The 22,541-nt window shown below is 42.8% G+C and carries 20 protein-coding genes; 5 read left to right on the plus strand and 15 right to left on the minus strand.

The window, feature by feature from the left end; genetic code table 11:
* Nucleotides 1-213: 213 nt before the first annotated feature.
* The 5 genes from ACEN82_RS24625 to ACEN82_RS24645 form a co-directional block, all read right to left on the minus strand.
* Nucleotides 214-2,001: a DUF885 domain-containing protein gene (locus ACEN82_RS24625; protein WP_413321109.1), complete on the minus strand. Its 1,788-nt coding sequence runs from the start codon at nucleotides 1,999-2,001 to the stop codon at nucleotides 214-216.
* Nucleotides 2,002-2,046: 45 nt separating this feature from the next.
* On the minus strand, nucleotides 2,047-2,301 hold the full coding sequence (locus ACEN82_RS24630) for a Txe/YoeB family addiction module toxin (RefSeq protein ID WP_413321108.1): 255 nt from the start codon (nucleotides 2,299-2,301) through the stop codon (nucleotides 2,047-2,049).
* Nucleotides 2,298-2,552: a type II toxin-antitoxin system Phd/YefM family antitoxin gene (locus tag ACEN82_RS24635; RefSeq protein WP_413321107.1), complete on the minus strand. Its 255-nt coding sequence runs from the start codon at nucleotides 2,550-2,552 to the stop codon at nucleotides 2,298-2,300. The genes ACEN82_RS24630 and ACEN82_RS24635 overlap by 4 nt, the downstream gene beginning before the upstream one ends.
* 112 nt (nucleotides 2,553-2,664) lie before the next feature.
* On the minus strand, nucleotides 2,665-5,511 hold the full coding sequence (gene uvrA, locus ACEN82_RS24640; protein ID WP_413321106.1) for an excinuclease ABC subunit UvrA: 2,847 nt from the start codon (nucleotides 5,509-5,511) through the stop codon (nucleotides 2,665-2,667).
* 214 nt (nucleotides 5,512-5,725) lie between these two features.
* Nucleotides 5,726-6,511 (minus strand): lytic transglycosylase domain-containing protein, encoded by a 786-nt coding sequence (locus tag ACEN82_RS24645; RefSeq protein ID WP_495644032.1) that lies wholly within the window; start codon nucleotides 6,509-6,511, stop codon nucleotides 5,726-5,728.
* A 231-nt stretch (nucleotides 6,512-6,742) separates the two neighbouring features.
* Here ACEN82_RS24645 and ACEN82_RS24650 point away from each other — a divergent pair, with 231 nt between their 5' ends.
* Together ACEN82_RS24650 and ACEN82_RS24655 are read left to right on the plus strand one after the other, a co-directional pair.
* Nucleotides 6,743-8,164 carry a pseudouridine synthase gene (locus tag ACEN82_RS24650; protein WP_413321104.1) on the plus strand — a complete coding sequence of 474 codons (1,422 nt, stop codon included), beginning with the start codon at nucleotides 6,743-6,745 and terminating at the stop codon, nucleotides 8,162-8,164.
* 161 nt (nucleotides 8,165-8,325) lie between these two features.
* The gene (locus tag ACEN82_RS24655; protein ID WP_413321103.1) at nucleotides 8,326-9,459 is read left to right on the plus strand and encodes a lactonase family protein; all 1,134 of its coding nucleotides are present in this window, start codon (nucleotides 8,326-8,328) and stop codon (nucleotides 9,457-9,459) included.
* A 158-nt stretch (nucleotides 9,460-9,617) separates the two neighbouring features.
* Here the strand turns inward: ACEN82_RS24655 and ACEN82_RS24660 are convergent, their stop codons facing one another.
* The 4 genes from ACEN82_RS24660 to ACEN82_RS24675 all read right to left on the minus strand — a co-directional run bounded on the left by ACEN82_RS24660 (nucleotide 9,618) and on the right by ACEN82_RS24675 (nucleotide 11,695).
* A complete protein-coding gene (locus ACEN82_RS24660; protein WP_413321102.1) occupies nucleotides 9,618-10,100 on the minus strand; it encodes a hypothetical protein in 483 nt (160 codons plus the stop codon).
* A gap of 50 nt (nucleotides 10,101-10,150) precedes the next feature.
* The gene (locus ACEN82_RS24665) at nucleotides 10,151-10,318 is read right to left on the minus strand and encodes a hypothetical protein (protein ID WP_413321101.1); all 168 of its coding nucleotides are present in this window, start codon (nucleotides 10,316-10,318) and stop codon (nucleotides 10,151-10,153) included.
* Between the two features lie 176 nt (nucleotides 10,319-10,494).
* Nucleotides 10,495-11,079: a non-canonical purine NTP diphosphatase gene (locus ACEN82_RS24670; RefSeq protein ID WP_413321100.1), complete on the minus strand. Its 585-nt coding sequence runs from the start codon at nucleotides 11,077-11,079 to the stop codon at nucleotides 10,495-10,497.
* A 22-nt stretch (nucleotides 11,080-11,101) separates the two neighbouring features.
* On the minus strand, nucleotides 11,102-11,695 hold the full coding sequence (locus ACEN82_RS24675) for a hypothetical protein (protein WP_413321099.1): 594 nt from the start codon (nucleotides 11,693-11,695) through the stop codon (nucleotides 11,102-11,104).
* Nucleotides 11,696-11,873: 178 nt separating this feature from the next.
* Between ACEN82_RS24675 and ACEN82_RS24680 the strand changes: the two genes are divergently transcribed.
* Both ACEN82_RS24680 and ACEN82_RS24685 read left to right on the plus strand, forming a co-directional pair.
* Nucleotides 11,874-13,343: a peptidylprolyl isomerase gene (locus ACEN82_RS24680; protein ID WP_373615533.1), complete on the plus strand. Its 1,470-nt coding sequence runs from the start codon at nucleotides 11,874-11,876 to the stop codon at nucleotides 13,341-13,343.
* Between the two features lie 4 nt (nucleotides 13,344-13,347).
* The gene (locus tag ACEN82_RS24685; RefSeq protein ID WP_091169195.1) at nucleotides 13,348-14,310 is read left to right on the plus strand and encodes an AAA family ATPase; all 963 of its coding nucleotides are present in this window, start codon (nucleotides 13,348-13,350) and stop codon (nucleotides 14,308-14,310) included.
* Between the two features lie 182 nt (nucleotides 14,311-14,492).
* On the opposite strand, the gene ACEN82_RS24690 is transcribed toward ACEN82_RS24685, so the two are convergent.
* A complete protein-coding gene (locus ACEN82_RS24690; protein WP_090532564.1) occupies nucleotides 14,493-15,356 on the minus strand; it encodes a Cif family virulence factor in 864 nt (287 codons plus the stop codon).
* 277 nt (nucleotides 15,357-15,633) lie between these two features.
* Between ACEN82_RS24690 and ACEN82_RS24695 the strand changes: the two genes are divergently transcribed.
* Nucleotides 15,634-16,308, plus strand: coding sequence for a hypothetical protein (locus ACEN82_RS24695; protein WP_413321098.1), 675 nt, complete (start codon nucleotides 15,634-15,636; stop codon nucleotides 16,306-16,308).
* A 15-nt stretch (nucleotides 16,309-16,323) separates the two neighbouring features.
* Here ACEN82_RS24695 and cysS read toward each other — a convergent pair whose 3' ends face one another.
* The 5 genes from cysS to mutL form a co-directional block, all read right to left on the minus strand.
* Nucleotides 16,324-17,790 (minus strand): cysteine--tRNA ligase, encoded by a 1,467-nt coding sequence (gene cysS, locus ACEN82_RS24700; RefSeq protein ID WP_413321097.1) that lies wholly within the window; start codon nucleotides 17,788-17,790, stop codon nucleotides 16,324-16,326.
* Nucleotides 17,791-17,877: 87 nt separating this feature from the next.
* Complete coding sequence (locus ACEN82_RS24705; RefSeq protein ID WP_090532570.1) at nucleotides 17,878-18,987, minus strand: endonuclease/exonuclease/phosphatase family protein; 1,110 nt, start codon at nucleotides 18,985-18,987, stop codon at nucleotides 17,878-17,880.
* Nucleotides 18,988-19,860: a rhomboid family intramembrane serine protease gene (locus ACEN82_RS24710; protein ID WP_413321096.1), complete on the minus strand. Its 873-nt coding sequence runs from the start codon at nucleotides 19,858-19,860 to the stop codon at nucleotides 18,988-18,990. It abuts the gene before it with no gap.
* Nucleotides 19,861-19,893: 33 nt separating this feature from the next.
* Nucleotides 19,894-20,619, minus strand: a complete 726-nt coding sequence (locus ACEN82_RS24715; RefSeq protein WP_413321095.1) for a rhomboid family intramembrane serine protease — start codon at nucleotides 20,617-20,619, stop codon at nucleotides 19,894-19,896.
* Between the two features lie 18 nt (nucleotides 20,620-20,637).
* Nucleotides 20,638-22,497 carry a DNA mismatch repair endonuclease MutL gene (gene mutL, locus ACEN82_RS24720; RefSeq protein WP_090532576.1) on the minus strand — a complete coding sequence of 620 codons (1,860 nt, stop codon included), beginning with the start codon at nucleotides 22,495-22,497 and terminating at the stop codon, nucleotides 20,638-20,640.
* Between the last annotated feature and the right edge of the window lie 44 nt (nucleotides 22,498-22,541).

Consider the following 22,541-nt stretch of genomic DNA (forward strand, 5'->3'; position numbering starts at 1 on the left):
CTTCCCCAGTTACAGTAATATACATTGATTCTTTTATATCAATTCTGATGCTACTCACCCTCCCATTCAACGATAACAAATAAATATCAAAATACTCAGATCGTAAAACGGCAAAAAAAATCAACAATGGTATCAAGATGACTATTACCGTTGATAGTTTGAACTGAGGTTTATTCATCCACGAGGTCTATACTAAATTAATATCATCAAATATTACTTCTTCGCAGCCCAGGCATCCATTTTAGCCTCAAAAACCGCCATTGGCATGGCGCCATCTTTTAACACCTGGTCATGAAATTCGGCGATATTAAATTTACTGCCTAACTGTTTTTCATATTTGGTGCGTAGCTCACGGATTTTCAACGCGCCGATTTTATAGCTCAAGGCCTGACCCGGGATGGCCATATAACGCTCAATCTCTGCGGTTGCACCCTGCTCGCTGATGGCTTCATTATCCATCATATATTTAATAGCGTGCTCGCGGGTCATGCCTTTGGTGTGGATAGCCACATCGACAACCAAACGGATGGCACGGTGAATCTCATCGCCTAACGCGCCCATATACTGGTACGGATCGGTGTATAAGCCGAGCTCTTTCCCTAATGATTCGCAATACAGCGCCCAGCCTTCTACATAGGCCGTTTCCCCGCCATCAAAGCGGCGGAACTTTGGCAATGAAGCGTTTTCCTGGGTTAACGAAATCTGGTAATGGTGACCAGGAATTGCTTCATGCAAAAACAACGATTCCATGCCCGATGTGGTGTTAAACTTGGTGGCATCTAATATCGGCACGTAAAAAATACCGGGACGGGTACCATCTGCCGAACCCTGGTTATATTCGGCACTGGCTGATGCCGCGCGGAAGGCTTCGGTTTGCCTGATCTCGAAAGGGGTTTTAGGCACATGGTTAAACATTTTTTTCAGGTTTGGCTCCATGCGTTTGTGAATGTTTTCAAAAGCATCAAGCACATCCTTCGGGGTTTTGTAAGGAGTAAACTTAGGGTCGTTTTTCATGTATTCGAAAAACGCCTTCAAATCGCCCTTAAAGCCAACACTGTTTTTGATGCTATCCATTAAGCCACGGATCCGGGCAACTTCTTTCAAACCCAATTGGTAAATTTCTTCAGGGGTTTTATCTGTGGTAGTTTGTTGTTTAACTAAATAGGTGTATTTAGCGGTACCATCCGGCAGGGATGAAAAGCCCGAGGTTGCACGTGCGTGGGGCAGATATTGGTTTTTCAGGTAATCGGCCAGTTTTTGATAGGTTGGGTTAACAATTTGGGTAATGGCTTTCTTGTAAGCCTCGGTCAGCTGTTTTTTATCTGCATCCGAAAAATCCTTCGGCATATTCTTAACTGGTCCGTAGAACAAGCTTTTTTCTACATCTTTTGATACCAGGTCTTGCATTTCGGGAATCATTTTAACAACTAACGATTTTGGCAGCACTACGCCTGTTTTGATGCCTTTGTTAAAATTGGAGATGGCGGTATCCGCCCAGATCTGGAAAGCAGATAAACGTTTCAGCCAGTCGTTATAATCAACAACCGTTTTAAAGGGCTGCGCGCCAGAGCCCGAGCCCAGCTGCCCCATGGTAATTGGCAGGGCATAAAACTGGTTAAAAGGCATGTACTCAAAATGATACTTGAAATTATCAAGGGCCAGTTGCACCTCATAAGTGAAAATATCATATGATAGCTTATCGTCTTCGTTCAGTTCTGCGCGGTCAAAGTTTTTTACTTCCGACAAGTAAACCGAGTTATAATCATGCGCCTTTTTCAAAAACTCAGCAGACCCATCGTTAGGTAGCAAGTCATTATAGCGCCTGTCGCCAATGTAGGTGGCATTTAGTGGGTAAAGCTTTAAGCCGTCCTGAAAATAATCTTCAAAAACTTTGGCGAGGTCTTTATTGGCCGGAATGCCGCTGGCGGTGTCTGTTGATTTAGGTTGATTACAGGCTGCAAACGAACCTGCTATGAATAGCATGAGTAGTATTTTTTTCATGAGGGCGTTGTTAAAAAGATAAAGCTAAGAAAATGGAATGGAGATTTAATAATGGTATCTGCATTGCAGAATAAATATTGAGCCCGTTTCAACCCTATAGATTAACCTATGTTCGAGGTTTATCCGGCGTGACCACCAGCCAGCTAAATTGTGTTTCAACGACTCTGGTTTCCCGCTTCCCTCATATGGGGTTCTTTCTATCTCTTTGATGAGGGAGTTAATCTTCTTTAAAGTGGATTTATCTGTAATTTGCCAATACAGGTAGTCTTCCCAACCAGGGCTTTGGAAAATTATCTTCACTCTTCAAGTAGCTTTCTTTCCTTGCCTAAACCTTTCTCATATTCTTGAATACCCTGAAGTAATCGTTCTGCATTTTTAGGGTTTTTCAAAAGATAGAAAGTTTCTTCCATGCTTTCATAATCAGCTTTCGATATTACCACAATATCTTCGGCATTAGCACTGGTCACTATAAGAGGTTTATGATCATTACGCACCTTATCTAAAAAAGATTTTAGTTGCTGCCTGAAAGTCGTATATGTTGTGATCTCCATTTGAATGCTTTTTATAAAGGTACAAAACAAAAACAATATGTACAAGATTCTGTACATGTTGTTTTTGTTTCAAACTTACGAAGTTTTTAAAACTTCGTAAGTTTTGATAGGATTACAATCCCATTTCCTTCTTCAAAAACTTGCCTGTAAAGCTGCTCTTCACTTTGCACAAGCCTTCGGGTGTACCGGAGAACAGGATATTACCGCCGCCCGAGCCGCCCTCCGGGCCAAGGTCAATTACGTGGTCGGCCACTTTAATAACATCAAGATTATGTTCAATTACCAAAACAGTATTGCCTTTATCAACCAATTGGTTAAGTACACCTAACAATACGTTGATATCTTCAAAGTGTAAACCTGTAGTAGGTTCATCCAATATATAAAAGGTGTTTCCTGTGTCTTTTTTAGATAGCTCGGTAGCCAGTTTAACACGTTGCGCCTCGCCGCCCGATAGTGTGGTTGAAGCCTGTCCTAAAGTTATATAACCCAAACCTACATCGTTAAGCGTTTTTACTTTACGATAGATAGAGGGGATATGCTCAAAAAATGGTGTAGCATCCTCAATGCTCATATCCAGCACATCGCTGATGGACTTGCCCCGGTAACGCACTTCCAGCGTTTCGCGGTTGTAGCGCCTGCCGCCGCATTCTTCGCATGGTACCTGCACATCGGGCAAAAAGTTCATTTCAATTACCTTCATGCCTGCACCCTGGCAGGTTTCGCAACGGCCGCCCTTTACGTTAAACGAGAAACGACCTGGTTTATATCCCCTGATCCTTGACTCCGGTAGTGCCACGAACAGATTGCGGATGTCCGAAAACACCCCGGTATAGGTGGCAGGGTTTGAGCGCGGTGTACGACCGATTGGTGTTTGATCTATCTCAATTACTTTATCAATATGCTCCAACCCCTCAATTTTTTCATAAGGCAACGGTTGTTTCTTCGCCCTGAAAAAATGGTGGTTTAAGATTGGGTATAAAGTTTCAGTGATCAGGCTTGATTTACCACTACCAGATACACCGGTTATGCCGATCAGTTTACCTAAAGGGAAATCGACCGATACTTTCTTAAGATTGTGACCGGTAGCTTTTTTCAGGCTCAGGGTTTTTCCATTACCTTCGCGACGTTTTTTAGGTACAGCTATTTCGCGCTCGCCATTGATATATGAAGTGGTAAGCGTATGCTTTTCCATTAGCTGCGCCGGAGTACCTTCGGCAACAACCTGGCCACCATGTACACCTGCCGCCGGGCCCATGTCAATTACGTGGTCGGCCTCCAGGATCATGTCTTTATCGTGCTCAACAACCAGTACCGTGTTTCCTAAATCACGCAGATTTTTAAGGGCGTTGATCAAACGTTCGTTATCGCGCTGGTGCAAACCGATACTTGGCTCATCCAAAATGTACATCACATTCATCAACTGTGAACCAATTTGTGTAGCCAGCCTGATCCGCTGCGCTTCACCGCCCGATAGGGTCTTGGCTGTACGGTCAAGCGTTAAATAGCTCAAACCCACATCCAGCAAAAACACAATACGAGCGCGGATCTCTTTCAGGATCTCTTTAGCAATCACATTCTGGCGTTCATTAAGGCGGTCTTCCAGGCCATCAAACCATTCCTGCAGGTGATTGATATCCATGCAGGCCAGCTCGAAAATATTTTTACCATCTACCTTAAAATGCAGCGACTCTTTTTTAAGCCTTGCGCCTTCGCAAACCGGGCAGGTACGGAGCACACGATAGTTCTCCATATCGTCCATCCCCTCGTCATTGCGGCGTTCCTGCTGCTCCTCCAGCATACGGATGATGCCTTCAAACGTGATCTGGTAGCTTTGAACATTCCACTTGTTATATTCTACAGCAACACTCAATGTTTCAGGGGCGCCGTTCAGGATCATATCCAACTGATCGCGGTTCAGCTTTTCGATAGGGGTTGAGAGCGAGAACTCATACTTTTTAGCCAGCGATTTCAACACCTGGAAAATCCATGTTTCGCGGTATTCACCAATAGGGGCTAAACCGCCATTCATGATGCTCAGTTTCGGATTAGGGATTACCGAAGCTTCATCAACCTCAAAAATATAACCCAGTCCGTTACACTTTTCGCAGGCACCATAAGGCGAGTTGAACGAAAATGTATTGGGTTGAGGCTCATCATATGAGATGCCCGAAACCGGATCCATCAGGTATTTACTATAATAGGATACATTATTATCCTTATCGGCAATACGGATAATGCCCTTGGCAATTTTTAAAGCCTGCTGAACGGATGTGTACAAACGTTTGCTGTCCTTCTCGCTTACCACCAGGCGGTCAACCACAATATCAATATCGTGGATCTTGTAACGGTCAACCTGCATTTTGGGTTCAACATCGGCAATGGCGCCATCTACCCAAACCTTTAAAAAGCCTTGCTTGCGGATAGACTCAAACAATTCGCGGTAGTGGCCTTTACGCGCCTTTACCACCGGGGCCAGGATATTAACCGGCTGCCCGTCAAATTTTTCGCTGATGGTTTTGAGGATCTGGTCTTCGCTCATGCGTTCCATCTTTTCGCCGGTGGTGTACGAGTAAGCATCACCCGCACGGGCGAAGAGCAAACGCATAAAATCATAGATTTCGGTAATAGTACCTACAGTGGAGCGTGGGTTTTTGCTGGTAGTTTTTTGCTCTATAGCAATAACGGGGCTCAAGCCTGATACCTTATCCACATCCGGCCTTTCCATCCCGCCCATAAACTGGCGTGAGTAGGCCGAAAATGTTTCCATATAACGGCGCTGGCCCTCAGCATAAATAGTATCAAACGCCAGTGATGACTTGCCGCTGCCGCTCAAGCCGGTAATTACCACCAGTTGGTTGCGAGGAAACGAAACATCTATATTTTTCAGGTTATGCACCCGGGCACCATAAACTTCAACTTCACTTTGCTCGCCCAGGTCAACAAGAGGTTTTGTACTCATACTTTATTAATATGGATTTATTGACATTGTTTGAAGCTAATTATTATAGTTACCAGTTTTTTACAAAACCTGCTTTCCTAAAATTTTTGGCTTAAACCATCAACAATTTGCTACAAATATAAGCAAAAAAGGCCGGTTATCCACTGTGGATGACCGGCCTCAAAGTGCTCCGTAATGTAATCTTTTAATTAATTTACAGTATGATTACCTGCTGTTAATTAATTGCCAGCAACTGTGATGCAGGCGGAATGACAAAGTAATTATCATACCCGTGCTCTTTTGGCTGCTCGATAATAGCTTTCATTGCAATGAGCTTGTAAACATATGAACCGGTTTCGCGGTTCAGCTTCATGCGAAAATAGTTATCTTCTTTTTGCTTGTTAATGGCACGCGCTAATTTGATCGAGCCATTGTTGTAAGCGGCAGCCGCCAGTGTCCAGCTGTTAAATTCATCGTATAGTTCTTTGATATACTTGCAGGCTGCAATAGTTGATTTGCGAAGGTTTTTCCGCTCATCAACTCCATGGCCCACTCTAAGTCCGTAGGTACGTGCAGTACCCGGCATAAATTGCCAAAAACCCGACGCGCCTTTTGGTGATGTGCCCGATTTAAGGCCCGACTCAACCAAAGGGATGTACTTAAAATCTTCCGGGATACCGTAAAACTTTAAAATGGGCTCGATGATCGGAAACCATAGCTCGGCTTTCCTGTGCAATACATTGCTCTGCACACTTTTAAAGTCGTGCTGCCTAAGCGATTTGTTGAGTTTACGTGTAACCCTTGCGTCATTAACTGGTAAAGCCTCATTGGCAAAGTTGTAAGCAACTGCCTTTGAGCTTTTGAGAAAAATAAAATCTGAGGTTCGGGCGCTTAAAGTTGCCGCTTTTGCAGCCTTTTCGATGATCGTTGTACCGAAAATATTAAGCTCTGAAATGAGAACCAGCACCAGTGTTACGGAGCACGTAAGTAAGTGTTTTTTAATCATTTCTTTTCCTATCATTTAACTATACATTTGGTAGAATGTGCTGCAAAGGTAGGCTATACAGATCACATAATCAAATACTTACCATTTTGCTAACTTTTTTAGAGTTGGTTTTTGGTTCAAAAACGGCGTTTAAAACCGTTTAAACGGCGATTTTGCAAGCGGATATTTTTTTGATCTTTTTAGATAAAAATTGGCAAAAAAGCGTAACTTTGACCCTCACGCTGCGAAAGCGCTAAACAAAAAATTATGGTATTTAAGAGACCAGCAGGTAGTCGCGACGACAAACCCGGAAAGTCGTCATCAAGGAGTTCAAGATCCGACGACCGACCAAAAAAATCAGCATCAACCCCAAAAGGTAAAGCTACTCCAAACGGAGAGAAAAAAATACTTTCCAGACCGGAAAAAACATTCCAAAGCAATAGATTCAGTGACGATAAGCCCAAAAGCAATTTTAGGGGCGGTGAATCATCTGGCGATAAAAGATCAGGCGCTAAGCCGAGGCCTTACTCTGGCAGGCCGGCAGCCGACAGCGACAACAGGCCAAAAAGAAATTTTGGCGGCGATAGCACAGGCGAAAGGAAGTCATTTAGCAGCGGCCCGCGTAAACCTTACAGCGGCAGGCCAACAGCCGGTGATAACGACAGGCCGAAAAGAAGTTTCGGCGGCGAATCACAAGGCGAAAGAAAACCTTACTCATCTCCGCGTACCCGTTCATCAGCCAGCTTTGAAGGCAAACCTAAAAGAAGCCTTGGCGGTGATGCAGGGGGCGAACGTAAATTTGCACCAAGAGGAACCGAGGGCGGCTTCAAAAAGCGCGAAGGCGGCTTTAAAGAGAAATCACCATTTGGCGAAAGACCGGCACACAGGCCGCATGACAGGGAAAACCAACAGGATGCCCCTAAAACCATGCGCGGGCGTAAAAATTCTCCTGCAAAAAAATCAGAAGACGATGGGCTGATCCGCCTGAACCGTTACATATCAAACGCGGGTATCTGTTCGCGCCGTAAGGCCGATGAGCTGATTACCGCGGGCGTGGTATCTGTAAACGGCGAAGTGGTAACAGAATTAGGTACCAAAGTTGATCCGTTTAAGGATACTATTAAATATAACGGCGAAACGCTGAAACGCGAGAAAATGGTTTATGTATTGTTAAATAAGCCAAAGGATTATATCACAACTACAGATGATCCGCAGGAGCGCCGTACCGTAATGCACCTGGTTGAAAAGGCAAGCCGCGAACGTATTTACCCTGTTGGCCGCCTTGACCGTAACACCACCGGTTTGTTATTAATGACCAACGATGGTGATTTGGCCGATAAGCTATCGCACCCGCGTAACAGCATCACTAAATTATACCAGGTTGAACTGAGCAAAAGCTTAACCCAGGGCGACCTGAATAAATTAACTTTTGGCCTTGAGCTGGAAGATGGCGTAATTAAGCCAGACGCGGTATCGTATGTAGCCGGCGGATCAAAACGTGAAGTTGGGATCCAGATCCACAGCGGCAAAAACCGTATTGTGCGCCGCATGTTTGAGCACCTGGGATATGAAGTGGTAAAACTGGACAGGGTGGTTTATGCCAACCTAACCAAAAAAGACCTTCCACGGGGGCGCTGGCGTTACCTTGATGAAAAAGAGGTGATACAGTTAAAACACCTGATGAAATAATAAAACGCCCCGTTAAACAACGGGGCATTTTTTTTGTCTATTTTGTTATCTTGCACAGCAATAATTGTAAGGCTAAGCTGAATGCATAAAGCTGAAAGCTATATGATTGTCAGTATTTTTGCTATTTGTGAATTAATTAAATAGACCTTATATAATCGACCATGAAGAAATTTCTTTTGATCATAGCTATGCTTTCACCGGCGCTAACATTTGCACAAAATAAAAAAACAGGGCCTAAAACTTTCGACCTTGTGGTTGGCACTTACACCACCGGCAAAAGTAAAGGTATTGTGGTATACCGTTTTTATGCCGAAACTGGCAAGCTGGCCTACCTTAGTGAAATTGATGGCGTAAATAATCCGTCGTATTTAACATTAAGCGCCAATAATAAATTTATTTATGCAGTTAATGAGTTGCCTAAGGGCGAGGTAAGCGCATTTTCATTTGAGCCCCAAACGGGCAAAATGACTTTTATCAACAAGCAATCAACACTGGGCGCCGATCCGTGCCATATCTCGGTTGATAAAGCACAGAAAAACCTGATCATAGCTAACTACTCAAGCGGCAACGTTGCGGTGATGCCTTTAAATAAAGATGGTTCGATAGCTAACGGAATTCAAACGGTACATGATGATGGCCATAGCATAAACAAGGAAAGGCAAGAATCTGCACACGCGCATATGGCGGTCCTTACACCCGATGAAAAATATGTATTGTATAATGACCTTGGCACCGATAAAATAAATGTTTACCGCTACCGTCCTTCAAAAGAGCCCCGTATTGTACCCGCAACACCGGCCTTTGTAAGTGCTACTGCAGGTGAGGGCCCAAGGCACCTGGAATTTTCGGCCGACAAAAAGACTGTTTACCTGGTAACTGAAATGGGATCGAACGTAATCGCGTTTGATTACAATAACGGCAAGCTAAAACAAAAACAATCCATTACCATGCTGCCAGATGGCTTTACCGGCCAAACTGCAGGTGCCGCTATCCACCTATCGCCCAATGGCCGTTTTCTGTATGCTTCAAATCGTTTAGAAACCAACGAGATCAATATTTATGCTGTTAACCAGGAAACAGGCTTGCTTACTTTTGTAGCGCGCCAGTCCACCTATGGCAAAAACCCACGCGATTTTGCTATCGACCCAACAGGTAATTTCCTGATAGTAGCTAATCAGAACAGCGATAACATGTGGGTATTCAAAATAGATCAAAACACCGGCAAACTTGCCCAGACAGGTATCAGAGTTGATATTGGCAACCCGGTATGCTTAAAATTTGCACCAGCGGAGTAAGAAGGCGAAAGGATAAAGGTAAAAGGCGAAAGGTTTGGCCTCGCGCTGAAAATGAAAAAGGCGAAGTTTGAGATATTCCGAACTTCGCCTTTTTCATTTTATCAGCTGGAAAGGAAACCTTTAACCTTTATCCTTTCGCCTTTTACCTTTAACCTCAATTAAGGGTTTTTAGTAAACGAATAAACAATGTATCCGGTACTGTTGCCTACAGTAACGGGTGATTTCAGGGTCATGGTTGAGCCATCGTTGCTGGCAATATCCAAACGATATCCTTCTGATACGTTTTTGGCTTTATCACCTTCAAAAAGTTTTTTGAACTGGAATTGGGTACCGGTTGTACCACCGTTATAAACCGACCAGAAAATGGTTTGCGATGTTCCGTTGGTCAAAGTGTAGATACCGTTACCGCTGTTGGTGAGTTTCCATGTGCTGCCAACAAAGGCTTCGGGGGGAGCCTGATCAAATACGCTCTGTACTGCATTTTGTACAAGGCCGTCATAACTTACATTATTGCAGGTCCAGGTACCAACAAATTTACCGCGCGATACATTAGACGTAGTTGTGCTTTTGGTTGACGAGCAGGCCGAAATGACCAAAACAAGTGAAAAGATTGCGATTGAGGTCTGAATTAACTTTTTCATGACAGTATATTTTTATGCATAAATAGCATAAATCCTGCCAAAGTGTGTAATTATAAATTCACCGCTTGCTTGCGGGCGCGTTTTTCTAATTCAGTTAGCCTTTTACTGATTGTTTCGGCAATCTGGTCGGCTTCCCGCACTTTTTTAAGGCTACTAATAAACTTAGGATTAGTATCCCTTTCCGATAAAATTTTACCGATTTGCTTAATAATGTTCATAGGTTATTCCTTATAGCTCTATTTTACGAGGGATATGCCGGCAAGGTTTCGTTTATGCCACGAATATCGAATAAACTTAGTTTAACGTTTTCCAAACAGAAAAAAAACCTCACAACCGGTAAACTTCCGTATGGTAAAGTGCTAAGTTTAAAATTGAGGCTGATACCTTAAAGCGGTCATTCACCGGCTTCATTTAAAAAAGCGATCAAGCGTTCCATAGCTTTTGCCCGGTGACTAATGGCATTTTTTTCCTCCATGCTCATCTCGGCAAAGGTAATGTCATATCCTTCGGGCTCAAAAATGGGGTCGTAACCAAAACCGCCGCTCCCGCTTAACTCCTGCCGGATGCTACCTTCAACAGTGCCTTCAAAAAAATGCTCTTCGCCGTTCCATATCAATGAAATTACCGTACGAAAGCGGGCTTTACGGTTAGTTTCGCCTTTCAAATTATCGAGCACTTTACTGATGTTTGCTGCATGATTGCCATGGGCACCAGCATACCTGGCCGAGTATACGCCCGGCTCTCCGTTCAGGGCATCAATTTCCAGCCCGCTGTCATCGCCAAAGCAGTTAAGCTTATATTCGGCATACACATGGTGACTTTTGATGGAAGCATTAGCTTTAAAAGTTGTACCTGTTTCCTCAATATCATCATGACAACCAATATCGTTCAGGGTTAGTAACTGGATAGCTCCATTGAGCTTGGCCGAAACCTCATCAAGCTTATGGCGGTTATTGGTAGCAAAAACTAATTGCTGCATATATCTTAGTGGCGTGTTTTATTTATAATGTTTTAACCAACTCCCAAAAGGTTTTTTTATACTCCACATTATCCATCATTTCATCAAATGAATAACTGTAAAGCACAGTGATCCCGTTTGAGGTTACCGGTTTATTTGGTTTAAGCACCTTTATATCCTGCGGCAGGGCGTGCCCGCCCAAAACCAGCACCTTGGTTGGTTTAAAAAATGTTTTTAACTGACTGAATTTGGTTTCACTATAATTTGCCAGATTGAATATCGCCACGTCGTCGGGGTTAAGTTCTTTACGCTTCAAGATGTTTTCAAGGGCAGTCAAATGTTCGGCTATTATAAACCCGGCATTTTTATACCATGTTAGCACCAAAAAATTCTTTAAGTTTTTACCCAGATACTTAAAGTCATCAACCGGCGTTTTTATTACAGCCTGAGGTTCAGGAGCTAAAGATGTAATAATGGTTACCGGGGCCGGTTTGGCATTTTCAGTTACAGGAGGTAGTGGTACCGCCGCGGCAGGTTCGGATTCAGTAATTTTATCATATAACAGTTTATCTGCATTGAGCAGGTAAAGCTCATCCTCTAATACAAAACGAAACGCGGCGGGGTTCTCAACTTTCACTTTAACAAATTTTAACCAAAAGTAGTTAAACGGTTTCAAGCTTTATAGGCATATTAGCACAATTATAGCCGGTTGGTTTTGCAGAAAATATTTGTTCGGTTATAATTAATAAATTTTACCGAAATTCGTAGTTTTTAACGGGTTAACTATCCCGTTTTATTTAGTATAACAGCGTTACATGAGAAAGTTAGGAGTATTAGTACTAAGTTTTATTTTAACAATAACATTTGCAAAGGCACAGGTAGCATCAGATACAGCAGCAAAAAAACTGGTTAAGGCAGATTCGGTTATTGCCCCCACACCCGGCAAAACGCTTGATAAAATTGCAGCGGTAGTTGGTAACAGCCCGATACTGCTATCAGACATTGAACTGTCTTACGCTAACTTCCTGGTGCAGGGAAACCAACCTGACCCATCTGTTAAAGCCCGTATTTTACAAACTTTGTTAACCCAAAAACTGCTTGCCCAGCAAGCCGCAATTGATAGTATTGAAGTAAAGGAAGAAGATGTTGACGCCAACGTTGACCGCCGTATGCGCGAAATGACACAGCGCGCGGGCGGGCAGGAAAAACTGGAAGCATTTTTAGGGCGTTCGGTTATCCAGTACAAAGATGAGATCAGGCCCGACCTGAAAGAGCAGATGGTTGCTCAAAAAATGCAGCAGCACATTACCGAGAAGCTGAATGTTACCCCTCAGGATGTTAAAAAATATTACGATGGAATCCCTAAGGACAGCTTGCCTTCATTTAATAAAGAAGTTGAAGTTGGTGAGATTGTTTTTCAGCCTAAGTTAACTAAAGAAGAAAAAGACCTTTACAAAGCTAAGGCCGAAGAGTTAAGGCAGCGTGTTAAAAAGGGCGAAGACTTTGGTACACTGGCCAGGCTTTATTCGCAGGATCCGGGTTCGGCACCTGAAGGAGGCGATCTTGGTTTTGCCGACCGCACCACTTTTGTAAAGGAATTTACCGCAAACGCCTTCAAGTTAAAAGCTGGTGAAATTTCCCCGGTGTTTGAAACGGATTTTGGGTTCCACTTTTTACAGGTGATTGAGCGCCGCGGCGAACAGGTTCACGTAAGGCATATTCTCATTACACCCATTGTTACCCAGGCCAGTTTGGATAGGGCAAAAGCAAAAGCCGATAGTATTTACAACTTACTTATAAAAGACAAAAATGTAGGTGTCGATTTTTCAAGCGCCGCAGCCTATTACTCAGACAATAAAGACACTAAATACAACGGTGGTATGATGCTTAATGCCGAAGACGTACAAAGCCGTTCAACATTTATCCCTACCGATAAACTTGATCCTAAAGTGGCGCTTATTACCGATACGATGAAAATTGGCAGCATTTCAAAACCTGATCTGTTTACCGGTGCCGATGGTAAAAAGAGCTACAAAATATTGATGCTTAAATCGGCCACAAATGCCCATAAAGCCAATTTAGAGCAGGATTTCCCTAAACTTAAGGAATATGCCTATAATGATAAAGTTAACAGAACTGTATCTCAATGGTTCGAAAAACGCCGCAAGGAAACTTTCATTAAAATTGATAAAGAATATCAGGCATATGATGTGTTGAAGAAATGGGTAAATACTAATCCCTCGCCTGTAATACCCGAAACCAAAACCAAATCATCATCTAAATAATTTTATGCAACACAGCTCTGATGTAGAAGCCGCAAACGCTTTAAAACAGGCCTACCAGCAAATCCGCGCCGAAATAGGTAAGGTAATAGTAGGCCAGGATGAAGTGATAAAATTTGTGCTGATCTCTATTTTCAGTAACGGGCATTGTTTATTGGTTGGTGTGCCCGGGCTTGCAAAAACCCTGCTGGTGCAAACGGTATCGCAGGTGCTTGACCTTGACTTTAAAAGAATTCAGTTTACGCCCGACCTGATGCCTTCAGACATCATTGGCTCTGAAATATTAGGTGAAGACCGCAATTTTAAATTTATCCACGGGCCGGTTTTTTCAAACATTATCCTGGCCGATGAGATAAACCGTACACCGCCAAAAACGCAGGCAGCCCTGCTTGAGGCCATGCAGGAAAAAGCGGTTACCGCAGCCGGCGTAACACACAAACTTGCACAGCCTTTTTTTGTATTGGCTACCCAAAACCCTATTGAACAGGAAGGTACTTATCCATTGCCCGAAGCACAGCTGGACAGGTTTATGTTTAATGTAGCCCTCAGCTATCCTTCATTTAAAGAGGAATTGCTGGTTGTTAAGAACACCACCAGTACTAATAAAGCAGAAGTAAATAAAATATTAAACGCCCAGCAGATCATCTATTTTCAGCAACTGGTACGCAATATTCCGGTTACCGATAATGTGATGGAGTACGCGGTGAAACTGGTATCCAAAACCCGTCCAAACAGCGAGTTTGCCACACCACAAATTAACCGTTTGCTAAGCTGGGGCGCAGGACCACGAGCATCGCAATTTTTAGTATTAGGTGCTAAATGCCACGCGGTACTTAACGGTAAATACTCGCCTGATATTGAAGATGTACAGGCAGTGGCCAAACCTATTTTAAGCCACCGTATAGTGCGAAGCTATCATGCGGAAGCCGAAGGATTATCAGCAGCTGATATTATTGAGCAGTTGTTTTGATTTTAGTGATTAGAGGCTGCTTGCTTCAAGAGATTAGAGGTTGGAGATCAGAGATTAGTTTTAATACAATGATAAAAAAGAGAAGGCCTTGCAAAGTTAATTTGCAAGGCCTTCCTTTTATTTCTTTATGAGTTTTATTGAGAACTAATCTCTGATCTCCAACCTCTAATCACTGAAACTAATTATTCATTCTCAATAGGCGAGAAAATCTCAAGAAGGATATTCCATTTTTTTGTTTTGTCAATTTCCCAAACCCTTACATAATTGTAGTTGCCTACAACATTTCCTTTGGTAATGCGGGCGTGGCCATAGGTATAAGCAAGGTCATTACTCGCGGCACGGCCGCCATCAGTAGTTTCGGCAGTGATGCTGATGGCTTCGTTATTGATAAATTTCATCACCACATCGGTTCCTGTCATTGGCGGAAAGCCGGGGAAATAATAGCGGCCTTCAGGGCTTAAAAACTCCTTATAGCTGGCCATGGCAGATAATGTTAACCCATGATTAAATGTCTTATCGGTACCAATAATAACATTTTTGGCGCCGAATGGATCCTTACTTGGGCCTGAACGGTGCGCCGGGTCGGGTTCTTTAAAATCGGTAACAACTTCTTCCTCAGCTTCAGGATGCTGGATACCAAGGTCGATGAGTAGCTTTAATTTACCATCGGCGTTAGTACGCCAGATAGATACGTAATCGCCAAACACCTTATCATCATCAGTTTTTCCGTTTTGATATATATAAGGGCCCGCGGTGAAAGCCAGGTCGCCATTGGCCGAGATCCGGGCAAATTTGGGCTGCCAGCTAAGCTTTCCTGCCTGTTTATCAATCTTACTATAAAAATCAACAATCTTTACTACATCGGGCTTAAATATGATGCCATCGGGATCGGCAACTGCCAGGAAACCATCTTTTATTCCTTTACGTTCAACTAACTTATCAAAAGCTTGTTCAACACTAACCACCTTGTTTACATTAACAGCGTCCTGCGCCAGGGCAAAAGCACTATAACCAATAAATGTAGCAGCTAATATTATTTTCTTCATATTTATATTCGGGTTTTAGGGAGCAATTTAGTAATAAATTTTAAGTCGGAAACTCAATAGTCAAAATGCATTAAACAGCATGGCATAATTTAACAATTGCATTATTTTTGTTTTATCCTGAAACGAAGATATGGGCAAATAATTGCAGAGCGCGGGTTTGATCATATAAAATATGCGTAAATATTTAAATTTACTTAATAATGAAGTTGAATAAAAAAACACTTAACTTCATAACCCAATTAACCTGTTTTTGTTTAAATCAATATAAATTGCTTTCATGAAAAAGTATAAGCTATACTGTGTATTTGTACTTTTATTGTTAGGTACAAAGGCTAAAGCGCAATACCTTTCTGACTATACCGGCCGTCCATATTATCTTAAAACCAATGATGGCATACAAGGCAGCGCCCTCCTTACCGATAACTGGCTGAATGGCACTGTTTATTTCGTTAACGGCAAAACAGCTAATGCAATATTGAACTATAATATTTACGGGGATGAACTTTTGTTTAAAAGCCCCCGGGATTCATCGGTACAGGCCTTTGTTGACCCGGTGAAAGGTTTTTCAATAAAAGGCATTGCGCTTGATGAAAGTGACCAAACGGATATGAACTTTAGCAGCGGCTTCCCGGCTGTGGACGATCAAACCTCAAAAACTTTTTACCAGGTAGTAGGAGACGGAAAGGTTAAACTGCTCCGTTATTACAAGAAAAAAGTACTTGAATCAACGGGTTTTGCTTCGCAGGTGACCACCAAAACCTTCACGCTGGCCAACAGCTATTACATTTTTGCCAATAACCAAATGACAAAGATCAGGCCGTCGCAAAAAACCATCCTCGCAGCAATGAGCGACAAGGGCGATAAAATGCAGGAGTATATCAAAACCAACAAAGTTAATTTTAAAAGCGATGCTGCCTTAGCTAAATTATTCAGCTACTACAACTCGCTTTAAAATCATGTCCTGTTATCAGGCTTTGCTCCAGGTGGTACCTTCTTTACTATCTTTTAGCTGGAAACCTATCTGTGATAAACCGTCACGGATCTTATCCGACGTGGCATAATCCTTATTGGCTTTAGCACCGCTGCGCAGATCGACGATAAAATTTAACACTTTTGGCAGATCGTCATTAGCTGCCTGCTCATTTTGTAAACCCAGTACTTCAACCACAAATAAATTCATAAGCGCGGTTAACTGCTCAAGGTTAGCGGCATCAATTTTCAATTTACCATCATACACCGAATTGATAATGCGCGATGCTTCAAAGAGCTCGGCTATTAAAACGGGGCTGTTAAAATCATCGTTCATAGCCGCATAGCAACGCTCCATTAATGGTGCTATTTCAACTTCGGTAGTGGCAGAGGCTTTTAATCCATCGGTTAGCAGGGTGAAGGCGTTCATAAGGCGTTTAAACCCTTTTTCGGATGCCTCCATTGCTTCGTTGCCAAAATCAAGTGTACTTCGGTAATGGGCCTGCAGCATGAAGAACCTTACCGTCATAGGGCTGTAGCCTTTATTTAGTATCGAATTTTCACCGCTGAACAGTTCATGCGGTAAAAAGCTGTTACCTAATGATTTCGACATTTTTTGCCCGTTTACCGTAAGCATATTGGTATGCACCCAGTAATTGGCCGGGTTGGTACCGCAGCAAGCTACATTTTGGGCAATTTCATTGGTATGGTGCGTTGGCACAAGATCAATCCCGCCGCCATGAATGTCAAAGTGGCTGCCCAGGTATTTCTGGCTCATGGCCGAGCATTCCAGGTGCCAGCCCGGAAAGCCCACACCCCATGGCGAAGGCCATTTCATCAGGTGTTCGGGTTTGGCTTTTATCCACAGGGCAAAATCAAGCTTGCCATGTTTTTCCTGCTGACCGCCAAGCGTGCGGGTATTATTTAAAAGATCTTCGAGATTACGGCCGCTTAATATGCCATAATCCTGGCTTTTGTTATATTTTTCAACATCAAAATAAATAGTACCATCCACCTCGTAAGCATAGCCCCTGGCAAGTATTTCCTTCACCATTTCTATCTGCTCAATGATATGGCCGGTAGCTGTAGGTTCAATACTTGGGGGCAGGTTGTTCAGGATCCTCATCACATCCCTGAAGCCAACGGTGTATTTTTGCACTATCTCCATTGGCTCAAGCTGTGCAAGCTTGGCCTTTTTTGCAATTTTGTCTTCACCTTCGTCGCCGGCATCACCTTCAAGATGGCCCGCATCGGTCACATTACGTACGTAGCGTACCTTGTAGCCAATAGCTGTAAGGTACCTGAACATAAGATCGAAAGATATATAAGTACGGCAGTTGCCTAAGTGAACATCGCTATAAACAGTAGGCCCGCAAACATACATGCCAACATGCGGCGTGTTAATGGGCTTAAATAATTCTTTTTTACGGGTTAAAGTGTTGTAAACAAACAAATTTTGTTGCATGAGCGCAAACTTACGATTTTTTCAATTTTAAGTTACTGCCTGCCGGCTTTCAGGTTTATTTTTACAAACCAAGAGCAATGACCTATGTTAATTCAGTACGAGATCGCTGCGTAAAGGATAATGGTCTGAAAGCTTTTTCTCGATCACCTTGTAGTTAAAAACTGAGAATTGCGGGCTGCTCATAATGTAATCTATCTGGTAATTGGGAAAGTCGCCGTTATATGTGCGCCCTAAGCCCGAACCTTTTTCGCGGAATGAGTTGTTTAAGCCTTTGGCCATTTGGTTAACCGCGAATGATGATGGGGTATCATTAAAATCACCGGCTATAATATAAGGATATGGACATTGGGCAGCATGCGCCTTTACTTTAAAAACCTGCTCGGCCCTTTTCATAAAAGCTATTTTAAGCTTGCTCCCAAGGCGCTTGGTTGATTTAATGTCGGTTTTTCCTTTTTTTGATACGCTGTCGATATATTTATAATCGTCCGGGTTAAAATTAATGGATTGCAGGTGGATATTATAATACCTGAAAATTTTATCTCCCTTTTTTATATCAGCATATAAGCACTGGTTGCCGGATGTTCTGTCGGCCGCAAGGCGGATCATACCTCTTGATAGAATAGGGAATTTCGAAAAGATAGCCATGCCAATGGCTTCACGGCTGTTAAAACTAAAGGGTTCAAAGTAAAAGTTATTGCTGCCTAATATTTTGTTGATCGAATCGCGTGTTTCATACTGCCCTTTATTGCGGGTATAAAACTCCTGGAACCCTATCACATCCGGCTGTTCGCTATTGATGATCTCCAGGATCTCATGTTTGGTTGATATATCGTTATTGAAGCCAAAATGTTTAAAGTTATGCACGTTGTAGGTCATGACATGTACAACGTTGAGCCCGGGGGGCAGCGAAAAACTTGATTTAAATCTGAACCCGATATTATTATTAAGTACTCCCCAGCCAATTAAAATACTGACCAGCGAAAATAAAAACTGCCAGCGCTTGCGCAGCAGCCAATACAGCATCATGATTATATTAACCAACAGTATAGGAGGATAGGCAAGGCCGAAGAAAGCGAATAACCAATACTTGCGCGGATCAACCGAGGGGGCTAAATATCCTATTAGTAAAGCAAAACAAAAAAACAGGTTTATCCATAACAACACCCTGCTAAAAATACTTTGCTTTTTTTTTATCATTTATTCCTGTTTGCTTGCACGCGATAAAATTTCCCGCTCCTGTTTGCTTAAGCTATTATAGCCCGATTGCGATATTTTGTCTAAAATACGGTCAACTTCTTCCTGGCGCGGGTAGTCGGATGCGTTTTTGCCCATATTATTTGAAACCACTTTTAACCTGGGTTTCCGTTTAAACAGCCCGGCTATTCCGCCCACCCAATCATGGCCTCTTTGTAATTGCTTAATATACACAAACCCCATTAAAGCACCACCCAGGTGGGCTATTTCGCCGCCCGCGTTTGCACCAACTATACCCAAAAAATCAATAACCAGGATTACAAATACCAGCCATTTTAATTTTACCGGCCCAAATAAAATTAACGATATGGTGTAGTTGGGCAACAGTGTGGCCGTTGCCACAACAATAGCCATTACACTGGCCGATGCACCAACTATAGTACTGTTCTGTGCAGCGTTAGCACTGGTAAATGCAGGCAGCAGATTTAAGGCCAGCAGGTATAACAAAGCACCGGCCAGGCCGCCCATTAAGTATAAACCTATAGTACGTTTATTACCAAGGTACTCTTCAAATATCTGCCCCATCCAATAAAGCCAAAGCATATTGAACAGGATATGAAGTATACCTGCATGCATGAACATATAGGTTAAAGGCGTCCAAAAGCGCTTCAGCAAATCGGGCAGGTATGCCGGCATGTTTAAATATTTATCGGCATAAAGTAAAATGATACTGCCCCCAAAATGCGTTAGTAACTGTTCAACTATTGCCGAAATGTTTATCGCCAGAAAAACAATCACATTAATGCCGATAAGCAGGTTCAGCCTATTGCCGGAGCGCAGCATTTTGTAGTGGATATTTTGCCAAAGGGTGCTCATAATAAAGCTGTATTACAAAGATAACTACTGTTATTAATAAAAATTGTTTGGCCGTTGTAATCGCCAAATTTTAACCAGTAAAAACCCGATAAGCGCACCGCCAAGGTGTGCAAAATGCGCCACCGAATCTCCTGAAAATTGCTTTACCCCTAAAAATAATTCTATCACTACATATACAGGAATGATATATTTTGCCTTGATAGGCACAGGTATAAACAATATCATCAGTTCAAGATTTGGGAAAAGCATGCCAAAAGCAATCAGCAAACCAAATATTGCTCCCGATGCCCCCACAATCGGTGTCGAATAAATATCAATAAGTTTTTCAGCATTTTCGCCATATTCTGCATATGATGACTGAAGTGAGGGATGGGCAATGGTAAAGCTGCCGGTTATGCCATGCACCTCTATGGCCTGTACCGCAATTTGAAACAGAATTGCCCCTATTCCGCATAAAAAATAGAGGTTAAAAAACTTTTTTGAGCCGATAGCATATTCTACAATAGGGCCAAAAGAAAACAAGGCAAACATGTTGAAGAAAATATGGCCCCACCCCCCATGCAGGAACATGTAAGTAATGATTTGCCATAGCTTGAAATAAGGTGAATTAAAATAAAAGCCGCCTAACAATGGCACTATTTTGGCCTCATAAAATTGCCCAAACAATACAAATGGCAAAAAGCATATTATATTTATAATCAGCAGGTTTTTAACAACAGGTGTAAGGTTAGCAAAAGGCGATTGATTGTATCCGTTCATATATAATTTAGCCTGGGGCTATTTTTCAAATCGTTCCATTAATTCGTTCATCGTAAAGGTACTGATTACGGGCTTACCATTCAATGCCTGGTTAGGTGATTCACAGGCAAAAAGCTGGTCGATAAGCTGGTTCATTTCCTCCAGGGATAGCTTTGTTCCTGATTTAATAGCGCCGTTACGGGCCAGTGACCTGGCCAGGTTATCCCGTTTATCTAATTTAAGGATGGCCATATTGTTTTTAAAACCTTCCAGTAAATGTTCTAAAAGCTCATGCTCACCAACGTTGTTCAGTTCGGCCGGGATTCCCTCTACTACCACGGTGTTTTTTCCAAATTCACGGATGTCAAAACCCAGCGACCGGATATCGGGCAAAAGCTCTTTCAATAACTCAAAATCGGCACCGTTTAGTGTTACCGATTGCGGAAATAAGCTTTGCTGGCTCACCCCCGAATGATTTTGCAGCTGCTGTAAAAAGCGTTCGTACAAAATACGTTCATGCGCGGCCTGCTGGTTAATGAGCATAAAGCCCGATTTTATTTGCGACAGGATAAACCGGTTATGGATCTGGAACAGTTGCCGCTCGCTTGGTTTACTTACATCCTGCTCATCAACCGCTATGGTTTTTTCCTCGTGGATCTCGTGCTGAAAAAGGGTTTCCTTTTTGCTGATCTCATACAAAGTATCCCAGTTTTGTGGAATAGGGTCTTTTTTATAACCCCCGCTCTCTCTTAAAAATGGATGCTCCTGCCGGGGTTTTTCTGCTTTATCGGCAAAGGGGTTAAAGTTTGGATTAAAGGAAATAGTAGGGGCGATGATCTCCTCAAATGGTTTGGGGGTTATCAGGTGCTCGATACTGTTTTCCTGGTCAAAATCCAGGCTGGGCGTAATATTATATCTGCCCAATGACCGCTTCACTGCCGACCGGATTATGGCATAAATAGCCTTTTCATCCTGGTATTTGATCTCTGTTTTGGTTGGGTGTACGTTGATATCAATTTTTGAAGGGTCGATATCGATGAACAAAACATAAAACGGAAAACAATCATCGGGCAATAGTTCTTCAAACGCTGTAGTTACAGCATGATTAAGGTACGAATCGCGGATGAAGCGGTTGTTTACAAAAAAGAACTGTTCGCCACGGGTTTTGCGCGCAAACTCGGGCTTGCCTACAAAGCCGCGGAGCTTGATAATGGTTGTATCTTCTTCAACAGGTACCAGCCGCTGGTTATAATTATTACCAAACAGGTGTACTATTCTTTGTTTAAGCGTGGTGCCAGGCAAATGATAAACTTCCTGGCTATCATGGTGAAGGGTGAAAAAGATTTCGGGATGTGCTAAGGCCACACGTTGAAACTCGTCAATAATATGCCGCATCTCTACCGGGTTGCTCTTTAAAAAATTACGGCGGGCAGGGGTATTATAAAACAGGTTTTTTATAGAGATTGATGTGCCCGCGTTAGCAGCACATGGTTCCTGGCTTATCACTTCAGAGCCTTCAATAGTTATACAACTGCCCAGTTCGTCTTCATGGCGGCGGGTTTTCAGCTCTACCTGGGCAATAGCGGCGATAGATGCCATAGCCTCACCCCTGAAACCCATGGTACGGATCGCGAACAGATCTTCGGCCTTGCGTATTTTTGAAGTTGCATGGCGCTCAAAGCACATACGGGCGTCGGTAAGGCTCATGCCGCAGCCATTATCAATAACCTGGATCAGTGATTTACCCGCATCTTTAATAATAAGCTGGATCTTATCCGCACCTGCGTCAATAGCGTTTTCAACCAATTCCTTTACCGCAGAAGCCGGTCGCTGCACTACTTCGCCCGCGGCAATCTGGTTGGCAACGGCATCCGGTAAAAGCTGAATAATGTCTGACATCTAAAAAAAACTCCCTCCAATTTCTATTTCGATGCTAAATTAAA

Source organism: Mucilaginibacter sp. Mucisp73 (assembly GCF_059491465.1).